This is a genomic window from Rosistilla carotiformis, from assembly GCF_007753095.1.
Lineage (GTDB): Bacteria > Planctomycetota > Planctomycetia > Pirellulales > Pirellulaceae > Rosistilla > Rosistilla carotiformis.
Map to the genome: position 1 here is coordinate 3,491,873 of NZ_CP036348.1, position 22,456 is coordinate 3,514,328.

The 22,456-nt window shown below is 57.1% G+C and carries 18 protein-coding genes; 8 read left to right on the forward strand and 10 right to left on the reverse strand.

Annotated elements, in window-relative coordinates; translation table 11 throughout:
• Positions 1-56 precede the first annotated feature (56 nt).
• The gene (locus Poly24_RS12650; protein WP_145095546.1) at positions 57-1,031 is read right to left on the reverse strand and encodes a DUF1559 domain-containing protein; all 975 of its coding nucleotides are present in this window, start codon (positions 1,029-1,031) and stop codon (positions 57-59) included.
• A gap of 341 nt (positions 1,032-1,372) precedes the next feature.
• Positions 1,373-6,358 (reverse strand): DUF7133 domain-containing protein, encoded by a 4,986-nt coding sequence (locus tag Poly24_RS12655; RefSeq protein ID WP_145095549.1) that lies wholly within the window; start codon positions 6,356-6,358, stop codon positions 1,373-1,375.
• Positions 6,359-6,580: 222 nt separating this feature from the next.
• On the opposite strand from Poly24_RS12655, the gene Poly24_RS12660 reads away from it, so the two are divergent.
• From Poly24_RS12660 to msrA, 3 genes are all read left to right on the forward strand, one after another.
• Positions 6,581-7,303 carry a hypothetical protein gene (locus tag Poly24_RS12660; RefSeq protein WP_145095554.1) on the forward strand — a complete coding sequence of 241 codons (723 nt, stop codon included), beginning with the start codon at positions 6,581-6,583 and terminating at the stop codon, positions 7,301-7,303.
• 488 nt (positions 7,304-7,791) lie between these two features.
• Positions 7,792-9,237 (forward strand): sulfatase family protein, encoded by a 1,446-nt coding sequence (locus Poly24_RS12665; protein WP_231753638.1) that lies wholly within the window; start codon positions 7,792-7,794, stop codon positions 9,235-9,237.
• Between the two features lie 117 nt (positions 9,238-9,354).
• Positions 9,355-9,864 (forward strand): peptide-methionine (S)-S-oxide reductase MsrA, encoded by a 510-nt coding sequence (gene msrA, locus Poly24_RS12670; protein ID WP_145095560.1) that lies wholly within the window; start codon positions 9,355-9,357, stop codon positions 9,862-9,864.
• Positions 9,865-9,876: 12 nt separating this feature from the next.
• On the opposite strand, the gene Poly24_RS12675 is transcribed toward msrA, so the two are convergent.
• Entirely contained in the window at positions 9,877-11,448 is a 1,572-nt protein-coding gene (locus Poly24_RS12675; protein WP_145095563.1) for a protein adenylyltransferase SelO, read from the reverse strand.
• Between the two features lie 502 nt (positions 11,449-11,950).
• Between Poly24_RS12675 and Poly24_RS12680 the strand changes: the two genes are divergently transcribed.
• Together Poly24_RS12680 and Poly24_RS12685 are read left to right on the forward strand one after the other, a co-directional pair.
• Positions 11,951-13,393 carry a hypothetical protein gene (locus tag Poly24_RS12680; RefSeq protein ID WP_145095566.1) on the forward strand — a complete coding sequence of 481 codons (1,443 nt, stop codon included), beginning with the start codon at positions 11,951-11,953 and terminating at the stop codon, positions 13,391-13,393.
• Positions 13,394-13,395: 2 nt separating this feature from the next.
• Entirely contained in the window at positions 13,396-13,716 is a 321-nt protein-coding gene (locus tag Poly24_RS12685) for a Dabb family protein (protein WP_145095570.1), read from the forward strand.
• 22 nt (positions 13,717-13,738) lie between these two features.
• Here Poly24_RS12685 and Poly24_RS12690 read toward each other — a convergent pair whose 3' ends face one another.
• On the reverse strand, positions 13,739-15,331 hold the full coding sequence (locus Poly24_RS12690) for a glycoside hydrolase family protein (protein WP_145095573.1): 1,593 nt from the start codon (positions 15,329-15,331) through the stop codon (positions 13,739-13,741).
• A gap of 406 nt (positions 15,332-15,737) precedes the next feature.
• On the opposite strand from Poly24_RS12690, the gene Poly24_RS12695 reads away from it, so the two are divergent.
• The gene (locus Poly24_RS12695; RefSeq protein ID WP_231753606.1) at positions 15,738-16,736 is read left to right on the forward strand and encodes an NAD(P)-dependent alcohol dehydrogenase; all 999 of its coding nucleotides are present in this window, start codon (positions 15,738-15,740) and stop codon (positions 16,734-16,736) included.
• A gap of 187 nt (positions 16,737-16,923) precedes the next feature.
• Here the strand turns inward: Poly24_RS12695 and Poly24_RS12700 are convergent, their stop codons facing one another.
• The 4 genes from Poly24_RS12700 to Poly24_RS12715 all read right to left on the reverse strand — a co-directional run bounded on the left by Poly24_RS12700 (position 16,924) and on the right by Poly24_RS12715 (position 19,316).
• Entirely contained in the window at positions 16,924-17,109 is a 186-nt protein-coding gene (locus tag Poly24_RS12700) for a hypothetical protein (protein ID WP_145095576.1), read from the reverse strand.
• A gap of 345 nt (positions 17,110-17,454) precedes the next feature.
• Positions 17,455-18,174 (reverse strand): hypothetical protein, encoded by a 720-nt coding sequence (locus Poly24_RS12705; protein ID WP_145095580.1) that lies wholly within the window; start codon positions 18,172-18,174, stop codon positions 17,455-17,457.
• Positions 18,171-18,986, reverse strand: coding sequence for an EcsC family protein (locus tag Poly24_RS12710; protein ID WP_145095583.1), 816 nt, complete (start codon positions 18,984-18,986; stop codon positions 18,171-18,173). The genes Poly24_RS12705 and Poly24_RS12710 overlap by 4 nt, the downstream gene beginning before the upstream one ends.
• Positions 18,987-19,061: 75 nt before the next feature.
• Positions 19,062-19,316: a GlsB/YeaQ/YmgE family stress response membrane protein gene (locus Poly24_RS12715; protein WP_145095586.1), complete on the reverse strand. Its 255-nt coding sequence runs from the start codon at positions 19,314-19,316 to the stop codon at positions 19,062-19,064.
• Positions 19,317-19,837: 521 nt separating this feature from the next.
• Here Poly24_RS12715 and Poly24_RS12720 point away from each other — a divergent pair.
• Positions 19,838-20,404, forward strand: a complete 567-nt coding sequence (locus Poly24_RS12720; RefSeq protein WP_145095589.1) for a type 1 glutamine amidotransferase domain-containing protein — start codon at positions 19,838-19,840, stop codon at positions 20,402-20,404.
• A 148-nt stretch (positions 20,405-20,552) separates the two neighbouring features.
• Positions 20,553-21,035 carry a pyridoxamine 5'-phosphate oxidase family protein gene (locus Poly24_RS12725; protein WP_145095592.1) on the forward strand — a complete coding sequence of 161 codons (483 nt, stop codon included), beginning with the start codon at positions 20,553-20,555 and terminating at the stop codon, positions 21,033-21,035.
• Between the two features lie 269 nt (positions 21,036-21,304).
• Here Poly24_RS12725 and Poly24_RS12730 read toward each other — a convergent pair whose 3' ends face one another.
• Together Poly24_RS12730 and Poly24_RS12735 are read right to left on the reverse strand one after the other, a co-directional pair.
• Positions 21,305-21,811: an MgtC/SapB family protein gene (locus Poly24_RS12730; protein WP_145095595.1), complete on the reverse strand. Its 507-nt coding sequence runs from the start codon at positions 21,809-21,811 to the stop codon at positions 21,305-21,307.
• 93 nt (positions 21,812-21,904) lie between these two features.
• Positions 21,905-22,456, reverse strand: coding sequence for a TIGR03067 domain-containing protein (locus Poly24_RS12735; RefSeq protein WP_145095598.1), 552 nt, complete (start codon positions 22,454-22,456; stop codon positions 21,905-21,907).

A 22,456-nucleotide genomic window follows, 5' to 3' on the forward strand; every position in this document is an offset into this window, starting at 1 on the left:
GTTGTCAAGACAACTATTGTTCAACGGACTGGGTTTTTTAAAGTGAGCGGTTGGGACTAGTAGTCGCCGAGCACATTTCCGTCCTGCTTACGACATAAGTCGACAAAGACCTGGGCATCGACCGTTTCCGCGAGCGTACGTGTCGAACCGTCGGCCAGCACGATGACAACGACGCCGGGATGGAATCCGTAGGGTGACGCTTCGTTATCGACGTTGATGAATCGGTTGCATGTGTCGCAGCCTTTGGTGAGCCCATCGTTGGACCAATTGTAGATTCCGACACCGTTATTTCCGGCCCACGGACCATAACTGTAAAACTGAGCATTGGTGGCCGTGGGCTGCACTTTGCCGAACAACCAATGGGTTGGTTTGCCCGTCATTTCGAACAACAGCAGGGTGTTGTTGGTGCCATCGGTGATATCCGCGAATCGGCTGCCCGTTTCGTTAAGGATGCCGCACTTTTCGTCCCAGACGTGTGTCTGGCCGGTCGATGGATCGCCCGACAGATGGTGCAGGCCGCGGACGCCTTGGTACGACGTTTCAAATCCGGTCAAGGTCGGATCCAATGCCGCCGGATCGGTCGTCCAGCCCATGTTCCAGCCCGAATAAATTGGCATCGTCCGGTCGCCAGGGGGCGACGGACATGTGAAGGCTGCCACTTCCATGTTGACCGCGGTTTGGTTGGCCACATCGTCAAAGCCATAGGTTTGGTCATAGATGTCGTGCAGGTTCGCTCCTTCCATGTAGGGCAACAGCATTGCCAAGAATCCCGTCACGACCTTGGTGGGAGCCCCGGCTGAGTTCGTGCCATCGTAAACCAAGCGCCCGGGGGGCATCCGGCGGAGCGTCGAATGGTAATTGTGGCATGCCAGGCCGATTTGACGAACATTGTTGGTGCATTGCATCCGACGGGCGGCTTCGCGTGCCGCTTGAACCGCTGGCAAAAGCAGTCCAACCAAGATGCCAATGATGGCGATGACAACAAGCAATTCAACTAACGTGAAGGCGGGACGGATAGACCGTGAGCGCATTGGGATATCCCTGTCAGTAGGTGGGTCAGCGATAAAGCGTTGACGCGTTCCTGGCTGGCGGTGGGAGTACCGGTCAAAATCGTTGACCGGTCCCGGGCTTGCTTGGTAGCTGCAACTGAGACTCAATTGCAACAGTAGAATCGCCGCCGCGTCCCTTCGCAAGCCCTTCTGTGACACCAATGGCGAAAGTTGGACAGCATAGTGAGGGTTTCGAGGGCGATGGGCTGGTATCGAACGACTCCCGGTTGGGATGGTTGCCAGCAAACGGGAACGTCCCACGGACGTGACCTTCGCAGGTTTCCGAGTCCGAAGCCTCGGAAACCTGCACAAATTGCGCTTCGCTACTTCTGGAACAACGGGCTCGATTTATCCGCCCCCGACAAAACGTAGGCAACCAGGTCGAGCACCTGTTCTTTGGTGAAATAGTTCAGCAGTCCGTTGGGCATTGCCGACTTTTCATTTTTGTTCTCGTGCTCGATTTCGTCTTTAATCACGACGGTCGGTTTGTCCTGGTTCAATGGATCCGCTTTGATGTGAACCTCCGTCGCCGTTTCGGCAACAACAAAGCCGGAGACAACGTCGCCGGTATCTAAAAGGTAGGTTCGCATCGCGTATTTCTCATCGATGTCTTTGGACGGATCGAGCATCGATTCCAACAGATAGGCAGCAGTTCGCTTTTTCGCATCCAGTTGCAAAAGGTTCGGGCCAAACTGACCTCCCTGGTCACCGATCTTATGGCATTGGTTGCATCCGATTCGTTGGAATGCCAAGGCTCCTGAGTCGAAGGAACGTCCCTCGGCAGCGAGTTCCGCGTCGCTGAAATCGCTGCGTTTCCATTCTTGGACCAACTTGGGAATCCAACCGTCGGTCGACGCTTGAGCCACCGCGACGCTACCGTCTTCCAGGGGATATTCCGCCATCAAATCGACGGCACTCCAGAACGTGGCGTCTTCTCCACGGTCGATTGCCCGCATGGAAGCGACGTGCTTTGCATCGATGGGATTGGCTCGGTTGGACCATGAATTGCGAACATACGTCAACACGGCGGCGATCTCTTCGTCATTCAACAGATGCCGGAAACCGGTCATCGGCGGCAACGGTGGCGAACTGTACCGCTTTCCTTTGACTTCGATCGTGCCATGCATCCCGTCGAGCACCAATCGGATTAAACGATCGGAATTGCCCGTCGTCCACAGGCTCCCATCGATCGGCGGATACAGGTTTGGCAGACCTTGTCCGCTGGGCTGATGGCAGGTCGCACAATGGCTCTCCCGCGCATAGACCTCGGCCCCCAACTGCATATGCTTCGGGTCAGCCGTTACCGGGATGCTCGCCCGCAGGGCTTTCAGTTGTTTGCCCGCGTCGGCCATCGCCGCCCCGCTCACGCTTGCCAGACTGGATCCCAATTGCAACAGGTTGCCAAACGCACCGCTTTGACGCTCGACGGGCGTGGCACTTTCGGCACGCGTCAGCAACGTTTTTAGAATCGTGGTCGCGTCGTTGACGGACAAGGTGTCGGCGACGGTGCGGCTGGGGAGCGCCGCCAACGCCTCGAGCGCCGGTCCAGACATCGTGTCGCTGGTCACCAACTTGGAAAAGTCTTCGATCTTCGCTGGTAGATGTCCAGGCCACGCAGCGATCCCATGCAACGCTTGCAGCCGCAAATTTCCGCTGTTGGCCGATCGCAACACGCCGGCGTCAATCTTCTGCTTGTTGAAACCAGGTCCCAGCCAAGCGACTTCCAATCCGTCGCCGCCACCGTTGTCGAAATAGGTGACAACGATCGTATGCAGTCCCGCATCCAACGCCAGCTTACCACTCTTTTCCGAAAACCCGTGAAGCCCATCGTTATCGATGACTTCCGTCCCATCGATGTACAATCGCGAACCATCGTCCGAACGGATCGAAAAGGTATATTCGCCGCTCGCCGGTACCACGATGGATGCGGTTTGCCGGGTGGCGAAGGCGTCTTTAGCCCCGCCGGGGACAAACGTCTCGAACTGGTCGATCCGGCCCTTCAGTTGAGGCTTCAGTCGATCGAGCGTTTCCAGTTGGACGTTCTTGGGATTGGGTTGGTAGTATTCAAATGCAACGGCTGGGCCGACCGAAGCGGTTGCCTTGTCGGCTTCGCTGCGCAGCCCTTCGGGAATCTCGAACATCAGTTCGCGGACGCGTGGGAACAAGGCCTCCCGGACCTTTTCGTCATCAACCCTGCCAGTACTTACCAACAAATCTCGCATCCGATCGCGCGATCCGAGTGCATGTTGCCAAACCGAATCGGCAGCTCCCGAATTCAACCACGCGGTATAGGCAGCGATACGAACCTCGGAAGCTTGCGTTTGATCGGCCAGTGGACGCAGCACTCCCGCACTGCCAGTTTCTTTTCCAGCGATCAACGGCAACAGGTTCGCAAGGTCGTTCAGACTGGCCCGTTGTTCCTGTTCGGCATTTCGGATCGTCACAACGATTTGTTCAAGCGGCGATCGATCGTTCGCTTTGGCGACCGCATCGATCGCTTCGCGGCGAAGCGCCGCGGGGATCTTTTCTCGCGACAGCAACGCTTGATAAACGGTGTTGGATCGCTCCATTTCCAACATCAATTGTGGCGAAGCGTTTGCCAACGCGTACGCCTCAGCGGCGGTTGACAATGGCGTTTTCGACCGGATTGCGTCGGCAATCATTGTGTCGACATGGATTTGTTTCCGCGCGTAATCCAGTACCGATTGCAGTTCGGGATCGGTCGGTCGCGTGGCGACTTCGAAGATCGCTTCGGCGGCTGCCAGTCCTTCAAAATCAACGGCGGCTTTGGCTGCCTCTGCCCGGACCAGTGCCGAATCGTCTTTGGCTGCTGCCGACAACAACGCGTCCCAACCGGGAAGATGATCGTGCATTATCTGTCCCGCGTGTCTGTGTTGAGCCCAGTGGCCTAGCGTGCGAATCGCCGCGGCGCGAACACGCGGTTCGGATGCCTGGAACGTTTTTTCAACCAAGCCAATGTTGGGAACGCGGTGTTCCTCATGAACCCACAGACATTCCAACAATGCTTGGGCTTCGTCGCGATCGATGTCGGCGTGCTTGGGGGTCAAGCTGGCTGCAAACGCTTGCGTTCGCTCGATCACCTGTTTCGAATCTCGGCCGCTTAATTCGATCCGCGCGCGGTACCGTGTCCCGTTTTCTTTGCTGAAGAAATTTTGCAAGACGACGTCGATCGGTTTGCCTTGCATCTTCACCACGGGTAACGGTTTGGCGTCTTTCGCGGCGACGCGATAGATTCGACCGTGCTGATGATCGCGATTGGGGTCGCGCATGTTGTGTTGCATGTGACCGATCAACGTGTTTTGCCAATCGGCGATGTAGACGGCCCCGTCGCCACCAACCTCGATATCCGAAGGACGGAAATTGGGGTCGCTGGATTGCAGCAGGTCCGCAGTGCGATTGGCCGTGATCTCCGCGCCGTTGTAATCGACTTCGTATTGCAGGACGCCCAGGAATCCGATCGTGTTGCAGATCAAGAAATTGTTTTGGCTGGCGTCGGGGAAATGGCTGCTGGACAACAAACCCGTTGCCGCGACGGGACGCCACTCTTTTTTGAACCATTGCCGTCCCCCAGGACGCTCTCCCTTGCCAATGCTGACATAACCACCGGTTCCAGTGGTCCCATCGTTGGCGAATTGATATCCCCAGCGATCGAACACGTCGCCGTGCGGATTCGGGCCGATCGGATAATGGAATTCAAATTCGTAGGTTCTTGGATTGAAGCGATGGACACCGCTGGCACCCGAACGGAACGTCCGTGTTGGAGTTTCAAAGGCGGCCACATTGAAGATCCCTCGCGACCAATAGATCCAGCCATCGGGGCCCAACAGCATCGCGTTGGCACTATGGTGCGTGTCGGCGCTGGACAAACCTTGCAGCAAGCGGATTTTGACATCGGCACGGTTGTCGCCGTCGGTATCTTTCAGGAACCACAACTCTGGCAACGCGGCGACGACCACACCTCCGCCCCAAAATTCGAACCCGGTGACGCTATTCAATTCGTCGGCAAAGACGATCAATTCATCGGCGCGTCCGTCTTGGTTTTCGTCGGGCAGGATCACGATCGCGTCCTTGCGAGGTTCCATCGGATTCCAGTGGGGATACGACGGCCAGACCGAAGCCCACAAGCGTCCATCGGGATCGACCGCCATCTGCACCGGATTGATCAGCCGCGGGAATTCCGCTTCGGATGCAAACAGATTCACTTCCAAACCGTCTTGGACCGTCATCTGCGAAATCGCTTCTTCGCCCCCGAGATACGGGAACGCTCCGTTTTCCAACGGGCCCTGCTTGTTGGGGCGAACTACCAATTCGGCCGGCAGGTTGTCGTCTTGCAATTCCGTTTCGTTCCCCTGGGCGAGCGACCAGATATGGCGATCGCGATTGGCCGTTTTAACGTCAAAAATCTCCATCTCGCGCATCATCACATCGGCGTTCGATTGTCCGAACCAGGCGAGTTTCGATCGCCCGCCGAAGACGTTGTATTCGTCGACGACACGATAACGGCTGAACCAATGGTAGTTTTTGTCCAACACCGCTTCGCGCAGTTCGGCCACGTCGGCATCGGCTGGCAACGAACCGTTGGCAAGGCTCGAGAAAGGCGAACCGGCATCGGTCAACAAGCCGCGGGCGAGTTCCCGGTTGCCATGATCCAACAAATGGATCCCGTTCATCGTCAGCGGTTTCTCGGCGTCGCGATACCGCTTCTGCGAAAGCGCGAACAGATCGACAAACGGGACCTGTTTGGCGCTGCAAATCTCCCGCATCGCCGCAGTGTAGATCGCCAAGTTTTTATTGTTCTCGCTGCCATCGGGAAGATGCGGGCTGTGCAGGTCTTCGTGCGCCAAAGGCGAGAATACGATCAGTTTGGGAGCCGTTTTGCCGTTGTATTTTTGCGACCGCATCTGGTCGATCATCGCTGCCAGATCGGATTCAAACCCTTTTAGTCCCGCTTCCCCCTTGAGCGCTTCGTTGTATCCGAAAAAGCAGAACACGACGTCGGCGGCGCATTTTGACAGCCACATGTCGGCGTCGCCAAAGTTGTCGGCGCGCTGCCGCAGTTTGACTTCGTCGCCGGAGAACCCAAGGTTGCGGAACGTCAACTCGTGTTCGGGCAACACCGCCTGCAGGTAGGTTTCCAACCAGGCGTCGTGTTGCATTCGGTCGGCGAGCGTGTTGCCGATGTAGACAACATGATCCCCCTTCTGAAATAGAGGTTCGTTTGCAGTACCGACCTGCGATAGGCCGAACAGAAGCAGGGTAAATAACCAGTGGCGGTGCATCGATAACATCAGGCGTGCGGCTCGTGGGTGGTGGGGAACCAGCTGCGGAGGTGCCTTGGGGCGACTTAGGGTGAAGTCACCGCTGCGGGCAAACTGGCGGGATTTTCAGATACGGGCGTGTGAGTTCCCGCAGTATCATAGTTAGGGGGGCGACGTGAGCATAGCAGGCTCCCCCATTCTTGTGGAAATGAATAGCGCTTCGCAGCGGTGGCGCCGGGCTCTGAAATGCCTATGGAAAATTTTAAATGCTTTTCGCGCGATCGGATCTATCTGCTGTTGATCGGGGTGAGCGGTCTTGCGGGCTGGGGAATACCGAGGTTTTATCAGTGGACCGAATCGGATCAGAGTCGGATGTCGCCACTCGTCGGGCAGTTTGCCGTGGGGCTGACAATCGTAGCCGTTGCAATTTGTAGCTGTTTGCCGTTGGTGACGATTCAATCGGACACGTCGGTGCAGGGCCGAGGCCCCGTCCGATTCCAGCTACGCAGCCTGTTCCTGTGGACAACCGCGTTGGCGATTGGATTGGCCGGCCTGATGCGATTTCCGATGGCCGTCAGTGGGGCTGTCTGCGGAGCTGCCTACCTTCACTTTATTTGGTTCTTCGCACGGCAGCCGCAGCATCGCTGGGGGGCGGCGGCGTTGGTCGGATGCATGACGTTACCGTACGCCTGGATCGCCGACCCCAGTGGAACCAATGGGATTCACGTCGGATGGATCCTGTTGTGGGTCGCCGCAGGCATGCCGATGTTGTTGCCCGCGGGGTTCATTGCTGGTTGGCTGGGGCACAATGTTAACGACGTCGCTTGGCTAGCGATTCTAATGACCGCCGGGCAGCTGGTGATCGGTACCTGGATCATCCGACTTGGCCCCAAGCGGACGATCGCCTATTTGATCGTCTCGCTTGTCATCTCTTTGTTTGGATCGTTCTGCCTGCATGCGATGGTGTTGGCTTAGCGGTTCCCGCGGCGGTGCTGGAACTCCGTCTGCTGAATAAGAGTGTCCAACCGATCGCGATCGGATTCGGCGAAGCGTACTTGTTTCGGCAAGCGACCTGACGCAGAATCGTTGCCGGCGGCAAAGCCATTGGCCACATTGGGGCCGCTTGTTGAATCGTCTGCTACCGCGGGTTCCGATGGGCATCCGTTCGAAGGCATTTTGAAACGGGTAAACCTTCCAAAACGTTGGTTGCTTCGACCGTCCGACTCCTCACGCGCCACTCAACGCAGTCCCTTCGGTACGCCATGAAACATCCGCTATTCGCTTCTGCCAGTGTTGACGGCCCCATCCATCGAAGGCATCACAAATCGCTGGGCGTCGTGGTCTGGGCCGCTTTTTCGGTGTGGTTGGCAACGCTCCCGCCGGCTTGGTCGCAGTCGCACGATCGGCAACCTTCCCCGTCAACGATCACACGTCCCAATCTTGTGCTGATCATCGCCGACGACATGAACTGGGACGATTGTGGCGCCTATGGGCACCCGGCGATTCGAACGCCTCACATCGACACGCTGGCGACCGAAGGGCTATTGTTCCAACACGCCTACCTGACCACCAATTCGTGCAGTCCTTCGCGTGCGAGCATCTTAACGGGCAAGTATCCGCACAATACGGGAGCCGAACAATTGCACTGGCCCCTCCCAGCGGGAAGCCCCACGTTTTCGGCGGCGCTTCGTCGGCTAGGGTATTACACCGCGGCGGCCGGAAAGTGGCACCTAGGCGATGCGGTACGGGACGACTTCGACAAACGCTACGAAGCGTCGACCGCCGGTTTCGTTTTGCCCGCGGGGAAAAATGGGGAGCCCGCTAAAATGATCGCATCGCAGCCGAGCGGGTGCGAAGATTGGGAACGCGCGCTCGACGAACGGCCGCGCGACCAGCCCTTTTTTCTATGGCTGGCCGCACTCGATCCGCACCGCGAATACACCGACGGAGCCCTCGATCCGCCGCACCGCAGCGAAGATGTGATCGTCCCGCCCCATCTGCCCGACACTCCGGAGGTTCGCGAAGATCTGCGGCTTTATTACGACGAAATCGGTCGCTTGGATCAGTACGTTGGCAAGGTGATGGCCAAGCTGAAGCAACAGGCGGTTGATGACAACACGCTGATCTTATTCATCAGTGACAACGGCCGGCCGTTCCCTCGCGACAAAACGACGTTGTACGACGGTGGCATCCGGACGCCCTGGATCGTGCGTTGGCCGGCAGTGGTTGCAGCTGGCGAGACGACCGATGCGTTGGTCAGCGCGGTCGATATCGCGGCCACCTTTCTTGATTTGGCTGAACGTACCGCAGACCCCACCGCGTTGTCATCGGCAGGAGCCGCGCTGGGTGCTGATAGTGCATCGACCGCCGGTCCGTCCTGGACAACGGAGGGGAAAACCTTTGTCCCAACGCTGTTGGATTCTCGCAAACCACATCGCACATTCGCTTTTGCCGAGGATCATTGGCACGACTACGAAGACCACGCCCGTTGCGTTGTCGATGCGCGGTACAAATTGATTCGGAACGATTACCCCGACTTGCCGGCGACACCTTCGGCAGACGCCGGTCGTGGGTTAACATGGCAAGCGATGTTGAAGCTTCATTCGCAGGGAAAGTTAACGCCGCAGCAACAAATCTGTTTCCTCACGCCTCGTTCGGAATGGGAGCTGTATGATTTGCAACGTGATCCCGCCGAATCGGTCAATCGCTTCGACGACCCCGCCTACACAACGGTTCGTCAATCGATGCAGCGGGCGCTAGAACGATGGACGGCCGAGTCAGGTGATTACATTCCCAGCCGGCGGACACCCGACGAATTTGATCGGGACAGCGGCGAGCCGGACCATCGGGTCCGCGTGCGGCCGCGTCCATCGAAACAAGAGATGTTTGGTACGAATGGAAAATATTGATTCCACTCGTTTGACGCCCCATTCCGACGGACGTGCAGCAACCCACATCGGATCGTCAATCGGCAACGTCGATTTGGCCGCTGCACGAACCCCTTCTATCTATTTAGGATCTTAACGATGAACGAACGCGCGGTATTAGCAGGTGGATGCTTCTGGGGCATGGAGGATCTGTTTCGCCGGCAGCCTGGCGTTGTCGCGACGCGCGTCGGCTACACCGGTGGCGATGTTCCGCAGGCAACCTATCGAAATCATGGCACCCATGCCGAAGCGATTGAAGTCCTGTTCGACCCCGAAGAAACCAACTTTCGCGAACTGCTTGAATTCTTCTTCAAGATCCACGATCCGACGACCGTCAATCGGCAAGGGAACGACCGCGGAACGTCCTACCGGTCAGCGATCTATTACACCAACGACGATCAGAAGGACGTCGCCGAAAAGACGATCGCTGATGTGAACGCATCGGGAATCTGGCCCGGCAAAGTTGTCACCGAAGTCGAACCGGTCAGCGATTTTTGGGAAGCCGAACCCGAACACCAGGATTATCTGCTGCGGAATCCGACCGGATACACATGTCACTTCCCGCGGCCCGATTGGGTGCTTCCGCCGCGTACCGATGCGTCCTCGTAATCGACGGTGACGTTACGAACTGCAGGAGAGCATCGAGCAGCCAACCTTATCACGGGCCCAGTCGGGACGCTTGGCGAACCACGCTTCCCGTTCGGGTTGCTCCGCGTAGGGCGTCCGCAATAGATCGTAAAGTTCGTGGATCAGCGAGACGTCTCCAACCGTTGCTTTATCGATTGCCAGTTGCGCCATGTAGTTTCGTAACACATACTTCGGATTGACGGCGTTCATGCGACGGGCGCGCTCGGCATCGTTCGACGTGTTTGCTTGTAAACGCAGCACATACGTGGTGAACCAGCTGCGCCACTGATCCAACACTTCTCCCGTCAGTTCGGCGGGAACGTAAAACGCGTCGGCGATCGGTTTCAGGAAATCGATCCCGTCGTCGATCGTATGCGCTTGTCCGACCGCAGCGAGTCGGCGGAAGAAGATCGTCATATCGGTTTCCGTTGCATGTAACAGCTGTTCCAGGTCTTCGAACAGCGTTTCATCGCCAGCACGTGGTTCATCCAGTCCCAACTTCGCGGCCATCATCATGGCGTATTGGGCCGAAAATTCCGTTTGGAATTCCGCCAAAACCTCCCGCAGCGGTTCGGCATCGCCGACCAACGGTACGATCGCGCTAGCCAATTGGGCGAGGTTCCAAAGAGCGATCTGCGGTTGGTTACCGTAGCGATATCGGCGGTGTTGGCGATCGGTTGTGTTGGGAGTCCAAGCGTGGTCGTAGCCCTCCAGCCAACCATAGGGTCCATAATCGATCGTGAGGCCATGGATCGACATGTTATCGGTATTCATTACTCCATGAACGAAACCGACACGTTGCCAATCGATGATCATGGCCAGCGTGCGTTGGGTGACCTGGCGGAAGAATTCAACGTAGCCTTCTTTCCCCGCCGCGATCCCGGCAAAGTAGTGCTCGATCGTATAGTCGGCCAATTGACGCAGCAGACCGTGTTCGCCTCGAGAGGCCAGGATTTCAAAACTGCCGAAACGGACGAAGCTTGGCGCAACGCGGCAGACGACGGCTCCTGGTTCGTATTCGGGATGCCCGTCGTACATCACATCGCGCAGCACCGCATCGCCGGTTGCGATCAGCGACAGCGAACGCGTGGTCGGCACTCCCAAATGGAACATCGCTTCGCTGCACAGATGCTCGCGCAGCGACGATCGCAAAACCGCCAAACCATCCGCGGTTCGCGAGTAAGGCGTTTCGCCCGCCCCTTTTAATTGCAGTGTCCAGTGTTGGCCGGCATGCTTGACTTCTGCCAGATTGATCGCCCGGCCGTCTCCCAGTTGCCCCGCCCACGAACCAAACTGATGGCCGCCGTAGCACATCGCGTACGGATCTGCCTCGTCGGGAACGACGGCTCCACTGAAGATGTTCTTAAAACTGTCCGACTGGTCGTCATCGGGTTGCAACCCGATCAACGCGGCGACGTCCGGGGCGGCGTGCAACAACCGGGGCTGCGACGGCACGCGCGGCGTCACGTACGAGAAGGCTGCGTTGCGAATTTGCCGACGGAGGTTGGAACGATCGGGATCGGCGGGCAATGCGTGAATGAAACGGTCGTCGATCGGAAGATGCATGGGGAAGTTCTTGGGGGACGTGACGTCGATGAAATCATTAGGGGCGGTCGGCGCGGCGACTCGGGTTGCGGTTCGGACCCCGTCGATCCACCTTAACAGCGCCGCTCGCGTTGGGTCAGCCGAAGACCGCGAGATTCCAAGGCGAATCCGTTTTTCGGTTCGGATAAATCGGACATGCAACACGAATGCCGATCGGACGCGCCGGGGGGAGACACTCCAAATGGAAAAGCGACGGCGCCCCTCTGCGGTGCGATGCCGGTTAGTTGTCAATGGATCGTCGACCCAGTATTCTGGATCTCACCCACCGCAGGCTTCATCTTTCGTTCGACACCGTCGGATGGGGACGTTGGACGCGTGTCAGACGCAAACCCGGACCTGCATTGCATCTCGCCGTTTTGTGGATCGTCGATCCTGGTGAAGTCATTCCTGCACGCACGGTGCGTTTTCTGGATGGGACTTCGCGATCGATCCTACCCCCTCTCCTTCCAATCGGAATTCCACCATGCTTTGGTCATCGCGCACGATCGCTTTATTGCTCGTCAGTTTTGGGCTCTGCAGCCAATTGAACGCGGCCGACGAAGCTGGCGCGAAAGTGCTGCGTGGTGGCGCCGTTGCCATCGACATCACGCCGCCGAACTTTCCTGTCAGTTCCGCAGGCAGCATGACGCACCGGATGGCCGATGCGGCGCACGATCCGCTGCATGCCCGCTGCTTGGTGATCGACAACGGCGAAACGAAGATCGCGTTGGTGACGTGCGACAGCTGTATGATCCCGCGCGAAATCTATGACGCTGCCAAACAGCAGGCATCCCAAGCAACGGGAATTCCAACGACCAACATTCTTTGTTCCGCGACGCACACCCATACCGCGGTCACTGCGACGCCAACGTTTCAAAGTTTAGTGCAAGAGGATTACATCGATTTCTTGGCCGAACGGATTGCCGCGGGGGTCGTTCAAGCGAACAAACAATTGGAACCGGCACGCATCGGATGGGCCGTTGGCAGCAACCCACGGCAAGTGTTCAACCGGCGGTGGTACCTGCGTCCAGGAAGCGCGTTGAGCGATCCTTTTGATCGGGGCACCGATCGGGTTAAGATGAACCCGGCGGCGAACAGTAAGTCGTTGCTGCAACCTGTGGGCCCAACCGATCCAGAAGTTCCCGTGCTCGCGGTCCAAGCGATCGATGGACGCCCATTGGCGGTGTGGGCGAATTACTCGTTGCACTACGTCGGTGGCCCTCCAAGGAACTCGCTGTCGGCCGATTATTTCGGTGAATTCGCCCGACAGTTTTCGGGATTGGTAGCCGATCCTCAGGCCCAACCCGCGTTTGTTGCAGCGATGACCAACGGGACCAGCGGCGACATCAACAATATCAACTTTTTTGAAGGGCGAGCCGTCCAGCAGCCATTCGAACAGATCCGTTTGGTCGCTGCCGACGTCGCCGGTTCGGCGCACGTTGCGTACCAGCGAATTGAATTCCAGGATTGGATTCCGCTGAAGATGCAGGAGACCGAAATCGAATTGGGCGTGCGTCGTCCCGATGCGGACGAACTCGCCGATGCCAACAAATTGTTGGACGAAGCCGGTCCTGGGCCATGGAAGGATCGCCGCCTGATCTATGCCAACGAAACGCGTGACTTGGCCCAATACCCCGCCACGGTCAAAGTAAAGTTGCAGGCGATTCGGATCGGAGGACTGGGCATCGTCAGTAGTCCCTGCGAGACGTTTGTGGAAACCGGACTGGCGATCAAAAAGCAAAGTCCGTTGAAGCCGACGTTTACGATCGAATTGGCCAACGGGTACAACGGATATTTGCCGACGCCCGATCAACATGCACTCGGCGGTTACGAAACGTGGCGCGCCAAGTCGAGTTATCTTGCGGTGGATGCTGAACCCAAAATTCGCAAAACACTTTTACAACTGCTCCATCAGGTTGCCCAATAAAAATGTCAGAATTCGCCATCGAACACACCGTCACTTTCCAATTGAAGCATCCCGCCGGATCGCCCGAAGAGGGGGCGTTCCTGGCGGCCGCATCCGAATTGGCAGCGATCCCCAACGTCCACAAGTTTCAAATTCGACGGCAAACCAGTCCCAAGAATTCGCATCGGTTTGGGATCTCGATGTGGTTCGAGAACGCCGATCACTTCGCCGCCTACTGCGATCATCCAGCACACGTCGACTTCGTGCAGCAACGTTGGCTCAACGAAGTCGTCGACTTTCAAGAATCGGATTTCGAATCGATCACTACGACGTCCGATGCATAACGGGCGGCGGATGAAGGGGCTCTCAACCGCTGGCTAGATGGTCATCGGTTTGCCGTGGTGAGGCGAGCCGATCGAGTTGGATGTTCGATACGCATAATTCGGCAGTTTCCAAATAGACGCCCAGTTGGCCGGTTTCGAAACTCTGGTCGGCCAGCGATAGGACAACGCGTCGGTTAACCGACAGTTCGATGTAGCTGCCGAAGACGATCAATTGCACCTGAGCTTCCGATCGAGTCTCCGAAAACCAGAAGCCCGACTGCAGCGCTTGGAACTGCATCATGTGTTCTCCGCTACCGTCTTCGCCAGTCCCCCAGGCTCGCAGCTGTGCAACGCCTTTGAGCATGTCCAACGAGAGGTAGTAACCGTCGCGGGATTCGGGATCGATTCGGAAAACCAATCCGCATTTGCCCATTCCTTGCATCTGAAGCGTGGCTTGGAAGCGGAAATGCTCCAACGATTCATCGAACACAAACGCTTGGAAACCACTGTCGCAGGCAAGGTTCAGATCCCCGTCATCGACACGGCAGAATTGTAACCTCGGGCCCGCATCGTCGATCAAACTGTGGATGCATCGGGTGTCGATCGCATCGCGAACGTAAGCTTCGATCCCTTCAAAGGTCACCGCGCGCAGCATCCCTTCACCATTTTTGACCAAACGTTTGGGAGGTGGCATGAGATTCTCCGCCGTCCGGTCGGCCAGGTTCATGGAATAGAAATTCCACAACAACCAGCCTTGGTCGTCGCGACAGACGCGTCCTGCATAATTGCCTTGAGCCAACAGAACGTTGTCGTGATAGCTCTGCCAACAATCGCCGATTTGCTTGGTATGCCAATAGCGTATTTTGGCATCCTCGCGGATGCTGCCGATCAGGTAGTGGTCTTCGCCGATATGGATGGCGTTCGGAACTTCGATATCGTCGTACAGACGTGGGTGATGCAGTGGAGGTTGGGCGACAAACCGATTCGGTTCCATCTCTTTCATCAATGCCACGCAACCGCGACGAACAATCGGCCCCGAATTGACGCGGCCCGCAGCTAACAACCATCCATCGTTTCCATCGTGGTAATAAAACGGATCGCGAAAACTGATCCAATGCCGTCCTTCGTCCAACGAAGCCTCGTAGTATTGGGGATCGGGTTCCAACGGAAAACAGCTCTCGGGATCGAACAGCGCGTGCCGCGCATCGGCCACCTGGGAACGACTCTGCCGGACCGCTTGTTTCACCCGTTCGGGATCTCTTGGACCGCGATGATCTTCCCAGTGGACGGGGGTTTTGCGCCACTGGTACAGGTCGTCGCTGATCGCCATTCCGAGGCGTTGGTATTTTCCTTGATCGCGTCGCGACAACCCGGTATAGAACATCCGCCAGGCGCCCGGTTGGTGAGGGTCCGGCGAGATGTGCATCGTCCACAACATCAAATCGTCCCAGCTGCCGGGATCGCCAATAAACAGGGCGTTGTTGACTCGCCGCCAATTGATCGCATCGGTGCTGACGGCGTGGGCAATAAAGTCGTGGTTGGGTAAAACCAAATGGAACAAGTGATATAAACCGTCGTGGAATAAAACGTCTACATCGCCGATTGTTTTTCGGCTGCCTGCGGTCTCTGAAAACATAGCGACTCTTCTAAGGTGCGAGGGACAACGACGAGACGACAATGTCGCCGGCGGTCGGACAACCCATGCTGGATTGGGGGATGAAAGGGATGAGAAATCTCCCGGCTTTCCAGGGGGAGATCGATCGGATGCTGCAGACGAGGCGGGCGGAAAATCCTTGGTTGCGGAATTTCGGCACGTGTTTTGCCCACTGTTCTACGTTAGCAACTTGCGTCTGTCACGGCAATTTGTCCCCATCCCGGTGCGAGGGGAAATCTGCCGCAACGGTTGGATGCAACAACCCGAACGCGATCGCGTCCGGTGCGCTAAGGAACGGTTAGCGCTAGCGGCTGACGGCGGAACTGCCTGAACCGAAAGCTGCTTTTTCCTAGCCGCGACGCGGTCTCCATGCCACAAGGAACTCGCTATGTCTACTCAAATTCACGAAGCCGACGCAACCGCGCGTCGACACCCGATCGCTCAAACCATGCATGCGATGGTTTACGACGGATATGGCAACGCCGACGTTTTGCATCGAACCGAACTGCCAATTCCGAGGCGTTTACCCGGCCAGTTATTGCTCGCGGTGCAGGCTTCCAGCGTCAATCCGATCGATTATCGGTTGCGCCGCGGCGAATTGAAGGGATTGCTCCCCTTTGGCTTTCCCCGCGTTCCGGGGTATGACATCGCCGGGACGGTGGCAGAATGTGCGGACGATTCCGCCTTCCAGCCCGGCGATCGGGTGATCGCGTATTTGGATCATATCCGTGGCGGCGCGTGCGCCGACTACGCGGTCTGTTCGATCGATGTGACCGCCAAGCTTCCCGATTCGCTTCCCGATGAAGAGGCGGCTGCGATACCATTGGCGGGCACCACGGCGCTGCAGTCATTGCGTGATCACGGAAAAATCCAAGCGGGGCAACGCGTGCTGATCAATGGCGCCAGTGGCGGAGTGGGGATGTTTGCCGTGCAGATCGCCAAGTCGTTCAATTGTTTCGTGACCGCCGTCGCCAGCGCCCCCAACGAAGCGTTTTGCAGGCAGCTGGGGGCCGATGAATTTATCGATTACGGTGAAGTCTCTTTCACGGAAACCGGTGCCCGGTGGGATCTGATTTTTGACGCCGCAGGCAAGTCGGGGTACCTCGAATCGCGAAGGGTGCTTAGCGATTCCGGGCGATTTGTTTCGACCGAACCCGACGTCCAGGGAATGATGATGTCGGTGCTCACTTGGCCGCTTTCAAAGCGTGGTAAAGTGATGTTGGCGAAACCGAACGCCGACGATTTGCGGACGCTAATCGACTTGTACGAACGCGGAAAGTTGAAGATCACGATCGACAGTCGGTTCCCGTTCACCGAACTTGGCGCAGCCCATCGCCGTGTGGAGGATGGTGTCGATCGCGGAAAAGTCGTCCTGCTGAACGGTTAGTTCGGAACCCAGGCGTTGCGAATGGTGCACCGTGAGGGTGTCGAAATCTCTATCCCGAGGTGTGTTCGCGCAACCGCGACCGGCCACCCGATTGGAAGAGAACGTTGCACGCGTGAAGACCGTGGCGACGATCGATTTCCTGTTCAAGCAGCCGTGGGATGTTCCTGTCGGCGACGGAGCCTCGCGGCTAGCCCATCTTCTTTTTGGCAGTCGCCAAGCCCTTGGAGATGGTGTCGGAAAGTTCCGCCGCATCCATGGCGGCCAGAACCAAAAATGCTTCGCTGAGGACACGTTTGGTGACAGCGGCGTTGATCGCCGTTTTGTCGGTGTCGACGCGCGTGCTGACTTCGTTGTAAAAATCGCTAAGCTTCATAACATCCTCGAAGTTGGTGACAGGGCAATAAACAACTCGCGGAGTATAACGCAATCCTCGTGCGGCATCGATCTCAATTGCTGGCGTTTCCGCGTTTCCATTGAGTCATCTGTCGGCATGTCACAAACTTGCGACGTCACGCATCGACCTTGGCTGTCGATTGCGTTCACAAAGAATGGCTCGTTCCGTCGGTGTACCCCATTGCGGTCACATAGTAACGACGGGGTGATCCCTGCAACGGATTGGATGCCCAAGTAGCAGTGCGACTTACCGACGCGTTCACCAGAATACGCGGTGGCCGTCGTTTTTTATCGGTCGGCGAAATTGAGCCAGCGAAACGCGAGCTCAGCGCTGCTGCGGATCCCGTACGCGTTTTAGCAACAATTCGTTGGCATATGCCATCGCGTCGACAGCGACATCGGCGATGATCGTTCGTCCCTTAGCGAGCCAAGCGGCGGCAAAGGCCCAAACTGCGATCCATTCCATCCAGAATAGGAAGTGGTATTCATTGAGCCATTGTTTCGTGGCTCCGCGAATGACAAACAGGTAGGCTCCCATCGCGACGAGACTGACCAGGATCACAATTCCGCTGGTCCGATAAATCAGCCGACGTTCCCGCAGATGCGGTTCGTCTTCACGCTGTGCGTCGCGTGGAAAGTGATACAGCGAATAAAAGGCGAGCGTCAGGAAAAAAACGCCGCCACAGAACGAATGGAGGTATCCGGTCAACGATTTTTGCAGCAACGGGTCACTTTTGAAATCGAGCGGAAAAAAAGCGATGCCGAGGGCGGAGACGCAGCCGAGGTTGGCTGTCCAGTTTTCGACCCGGTCGTAGCTGCGATAACAATATAAGAAGATCCCAATTGCTGATAGCGTCCCCACGAAGACGTCCCGCATGCCGGTGTGATAGTAGCTGCTGAGGTTTGGTTGCAAGGGAATTCCAACAATCCAACCTCCGGGGCCCAGGACCAGCGGCAACAGCAATCCGGTGACACCAATCGCACGTCGAATCGTCAAATACGAAATCACCAAGACATTCGTCTTGTCGGGATATTCGGGGATCACCGCAAACCACCGTAAACTTGGCGGACGCGGGCGACGCCGTACCTCCGCTCCAGCCGCCGGATGCTAAAGTGGGCGCGGGCGATGTCTTGGTAGTGGTCGATAAAATAGCTATTGATCAACGCGCCGCCGAGTGCTCCGATCACTGGGATCGCTTGCGCCGCGATCTTTTCGCTGACGACGGTTCCGAACCGTTTGCCGATCATCGTGACAAGCTTGACTAACGGGGGAGCGGCGGTGTCGGCCACGCCGTTTTTTAAGACGAACTGGGAAGCGTCGCGGATTTGTTGCGCCATTGCCGCCCGAACGGCGAAGTACCCGATTTCGGTATCGTCATCGACGGATTCAGAGTTGCCCGGATCCAGGGCGAAGACTTGAAGACAGGCAAGTTGTGACTCAACGCTTGTAAGATCTTCACCTTCACTGCGTGCGATGTCGGCGACGCTACGCAAGATCAATACGGTCGACACCGGCAGTTCCGCCGCGATCGTCGCGCCGCCCATCGCGCCGCCGGCCGCACCCACAACACCGGCCATCAATTTATGCGTAAGCAATCGTGGCTTTCCCGATTTCAATGGATCATCTCCCAGCGTCCGCAACGCGACGTCCAATGCGACACGCATCGATTTGTCGATCGCGGCATAAACTGCGTTTTCCGCCACATCGGGCAATAGCTTTAGAGATGCGGTGATCGGCTTGCCGATCAGTTCGGTCAGGCGGTCGGCAATCCCGTGATGTTCGAGGATGGTTTTCGCTTCCCGCAACTGCACCAACACTTCCTCGGGCAATGCGTCGTCGATCAGTTCTGTATTCATCGATTGTTGAATCCTTGCTTCAGTTCATCCCTGCGATTCGATCCACAGAGCAAAGTCTACCGCCGCAGTACGGCATCAGTCGACGGCGTTGCTTCGACGCATCGAAATCGCCAGCAGAATGATCGCGCCAAGGATCGATCCGATCCATCCGCTCGACTGAACCACCGACCCACCTTGCAACAGATATCCGATCGCGCCACCAACAAACGATCCGGCGACGCCAAGCATGACGGTTCGCATGCACCCCATCGAATGATCGCCGGGGACAAGCGCACGGGCAATCAAGCCGGTCAATAAGCCAAAAAAGATCCAACCAATGATCGAAAACATGTTGTGGTTTCCATATAGGTAACGAGTGAGTCGGTGTGCGTCGGCACGCCCAATTGGCACGTTCAACCGAGCGGTCCCTGGAGATACGCAAACGCCATGCCGTCGATAGTTTTTCATCGTGGTGACGCTGCAAAGTGACAGCTCGCTCGCCGCGAACGGCCAACCTGGGCGCCCGGCACGAGAGATGTGCCTTCTCATCGCTTCTGCCCTCCACGCGTACGGGGCGTGCTCCGCGGAATCTCGAGGCAGACCTTCCGAAAATCACGGCGGAGGCACGCTGCGGTTTCGAACGATCGGGGTTACGGAGCGACTTTCGAGTCGTCGATTGCGGTTGGGTCGTCGTCCCCATCTAGCAACCGTTCCGCCGCCTCTGCCAACGTATGGTGGTTCCCAAGCCAAGTTGCTTTGTTAGCAACCACACTCCGTCGGATGCGTTGAGGTTTCTCGGCGATTACTGACTTGGCACGACATCTGCAATTGCTCCTTCGATGTTTGATACCACGATCACTAAGGAGACAAGAATGAGTCAGCAAGAATTGAAAGGCAAACGCATTGCGTTTTTGGTAACCGACGGCTTTGAACAAGTCGAACTCACCCAGCCGTGGGAAGCGATTCAGGCGGCCGGCGCAGAAGTCGTGTTGGTCTCGCCAAAAGAGAAGCAGGTGCAAGGGATGAACCACGACGAAAAAGGGGAGACGTTTTCGGTGGACCAGATGGTCCAATCGAGTTCCGCCGCGGAATTCGACGGCTTGGTGCTGCCAGGTGGTGTCGCCAACCCCGATGCTTTGCGAGTCTGTACCGCCAGTGTCAGCTTTGTCCGCGACTTTTTCGCGCAACATAAACCCGTTGCTGCGATCTGCCACGGCCCATGGACCCTAATCGAAGCTGACGTCGTCCGTGGACGTACCGTCACCTCATGGCCAAGCTTGAAGACCGATCTGGTTAACGCGGGTGCGAACTGGGTAGACGAGGAGTGCGTCTGTGACGAAGGCTTGGTAACAAGCCGAAACCCCGACGACTTGCCAGCATTCTGTGCAAAGGCAATCGAAGAGTTCGCCGAAGGCAAGCACGCGGCGCAAACCGTCTAGCTCCGTCGCCTCGCTAGGCAATTCCGTGGCAGACGCTCGACGCCAGCCACATCGTACGGTCCCGTTTCGAGTGGCGATTGCAGCGGCGTTGGTTCGTCGCGGCACTCGCGTCCCACTCACTTTTGCCCCTGTAAAGGAAAGAAATTCCATGGATACGCATCAAAAACTGATTGATCTGATCAAAGACTTCGACAACGCCATGCTGGTGACTCGCAGCAACGACCGCACCCTCGACGCTCGCCCGATGGCGATCGCCGAGGTAGAAGAGGGCGGGGAAATGTGGTTTGTCACCGACCGGAATTCGGGGAAGGTGGCCGACTTGATGTTGGATGTGGAAGTCGCCGTGACGATGCAAGGCAAAGGCAAGTTTGTCTCGATATCCGGTACCGCTCAGGCGGTCGACGACCGGGCCAAACTGAACGAGCTTTGGAACGAAGCCTGGAAAGTTTGGTTCCCGGAGGGGAAGGCCAGCGAAGCGATCGTGTTGCTGCGCATTGAACCAATCCATGGGCAGTACTGGGACAACTCTGGGCTGCAAGGCATCTCGTATCTGATTAAAGCAGGGAAGGCGTATCTTCAAGGCGAACGTCCGTCGACAAGTGACGCAACCAACGCCTTCGTCCCTCTGTAAATGGAGCTTGTTGAGTCACCCATCTGGGCGTGGCTGACCAGTATTCGGCACATAACGAGTAGAGCCATGGAGGGCTGGGGCCTAGTCAGAACAAGATTCGGCTCCAGCATATTTTGGTTGCACGGAGTGGTGGTTGCGATGCGTCGCCGCAGCCCCGATCCTTTCTTGCGATCGCGAAGCGATCAGCCTCCTTGCGAACGGATACTGACTTACGCTCGATCGCCACACAATCTCGATGGCGACGCAATGTAATCCTTCCGACCCGCCACTCACTCGGTATCGCTTTCCCGACGTGCTTCTTTCGCCTTGCCCCGCCGGTAGACGATCTTTCCGATCTTATCTTCGACGATGCCAAGCACGACAAGGACGAGCACTGCGAAAAATGTGATCGTCAGGGCGAGCGGCACTCGATTCACCGCCGCCGCCACACCGATTCCGGCAGTCAAATAGATTGTCGCTGCCGTCGTCAGCCCCTCGACACCTTCTTGTTTCTGGTGCACGATCGTACCTGCGCCGAGAAAGCTGATGCCGACGACAATCGCTTGCAGGATCCGGATCGGGTCGGAGTTCAATAGCGAATTCGGTTCTTCACGCTGAAACTGATTGACGACCTCGTGACCCAAGATCATCATCAGCGCCGAACCGGCGCAGACGAAAATGTGCGTGCGGATGCCCGCCGGTTTCCCGGCGATTTCGCGTTCGATACCAAGCACTGCGCCGCATGCGGCCGCAATCGCGATGGTTTGCAGGTTTTCAATGTCATGCGCTTCGAACATGTGTCTCCATCCCATCGCGTGTCCTGGCAAGGCCTACTGTTTGGTCGCGTGTTGCGTTACTGGAATGCTCACCACCCACCAACGGCATTCATTCTATCGCGACGCATCTTTTGAACGATGATCGGGAACGGGATCTCCTTGCATACGCTCCATTTTAAACAGCATCAACTTACTCCCCTCCGGCGATGCAAATTTCGTAGGCCGATCGGCACCAGGTAACGCATAGCAAAGCACGCAGCGATCGTCTCCATCGAACTTAAGAATTCCCGCTGCAATCACATCCTGCTTAGGACGATCGACCTTTTCTTTTGAAAGGGGCGCTTGCTCCGGGATCGATGTCATATCGATATGCATCGGCTTTTCGGCGGCATCGATTGTGAAGACCGCCCGAAATCGTTGGTGTTCGTCGCGATCATAGGTAACGATGGTGTTGGTCGCCACCGTGACGGTGGTTCCTTGGATTTCGGCTTCGCTCAATTCGCGTCCTTGATTGACTCCGGCGACAACTTTCCATCGACCTTGAAATTTTTCGGTGGACGTGTCGTGAGGCGTCGGACCGGGGGCGCGTTCGCCAGCGGCAGCAAGGGAGGCGAGGCAAAGCAGCATCGAGGTCGTGGTCAGGGCTGTGATCGTACGCGCGTTCAT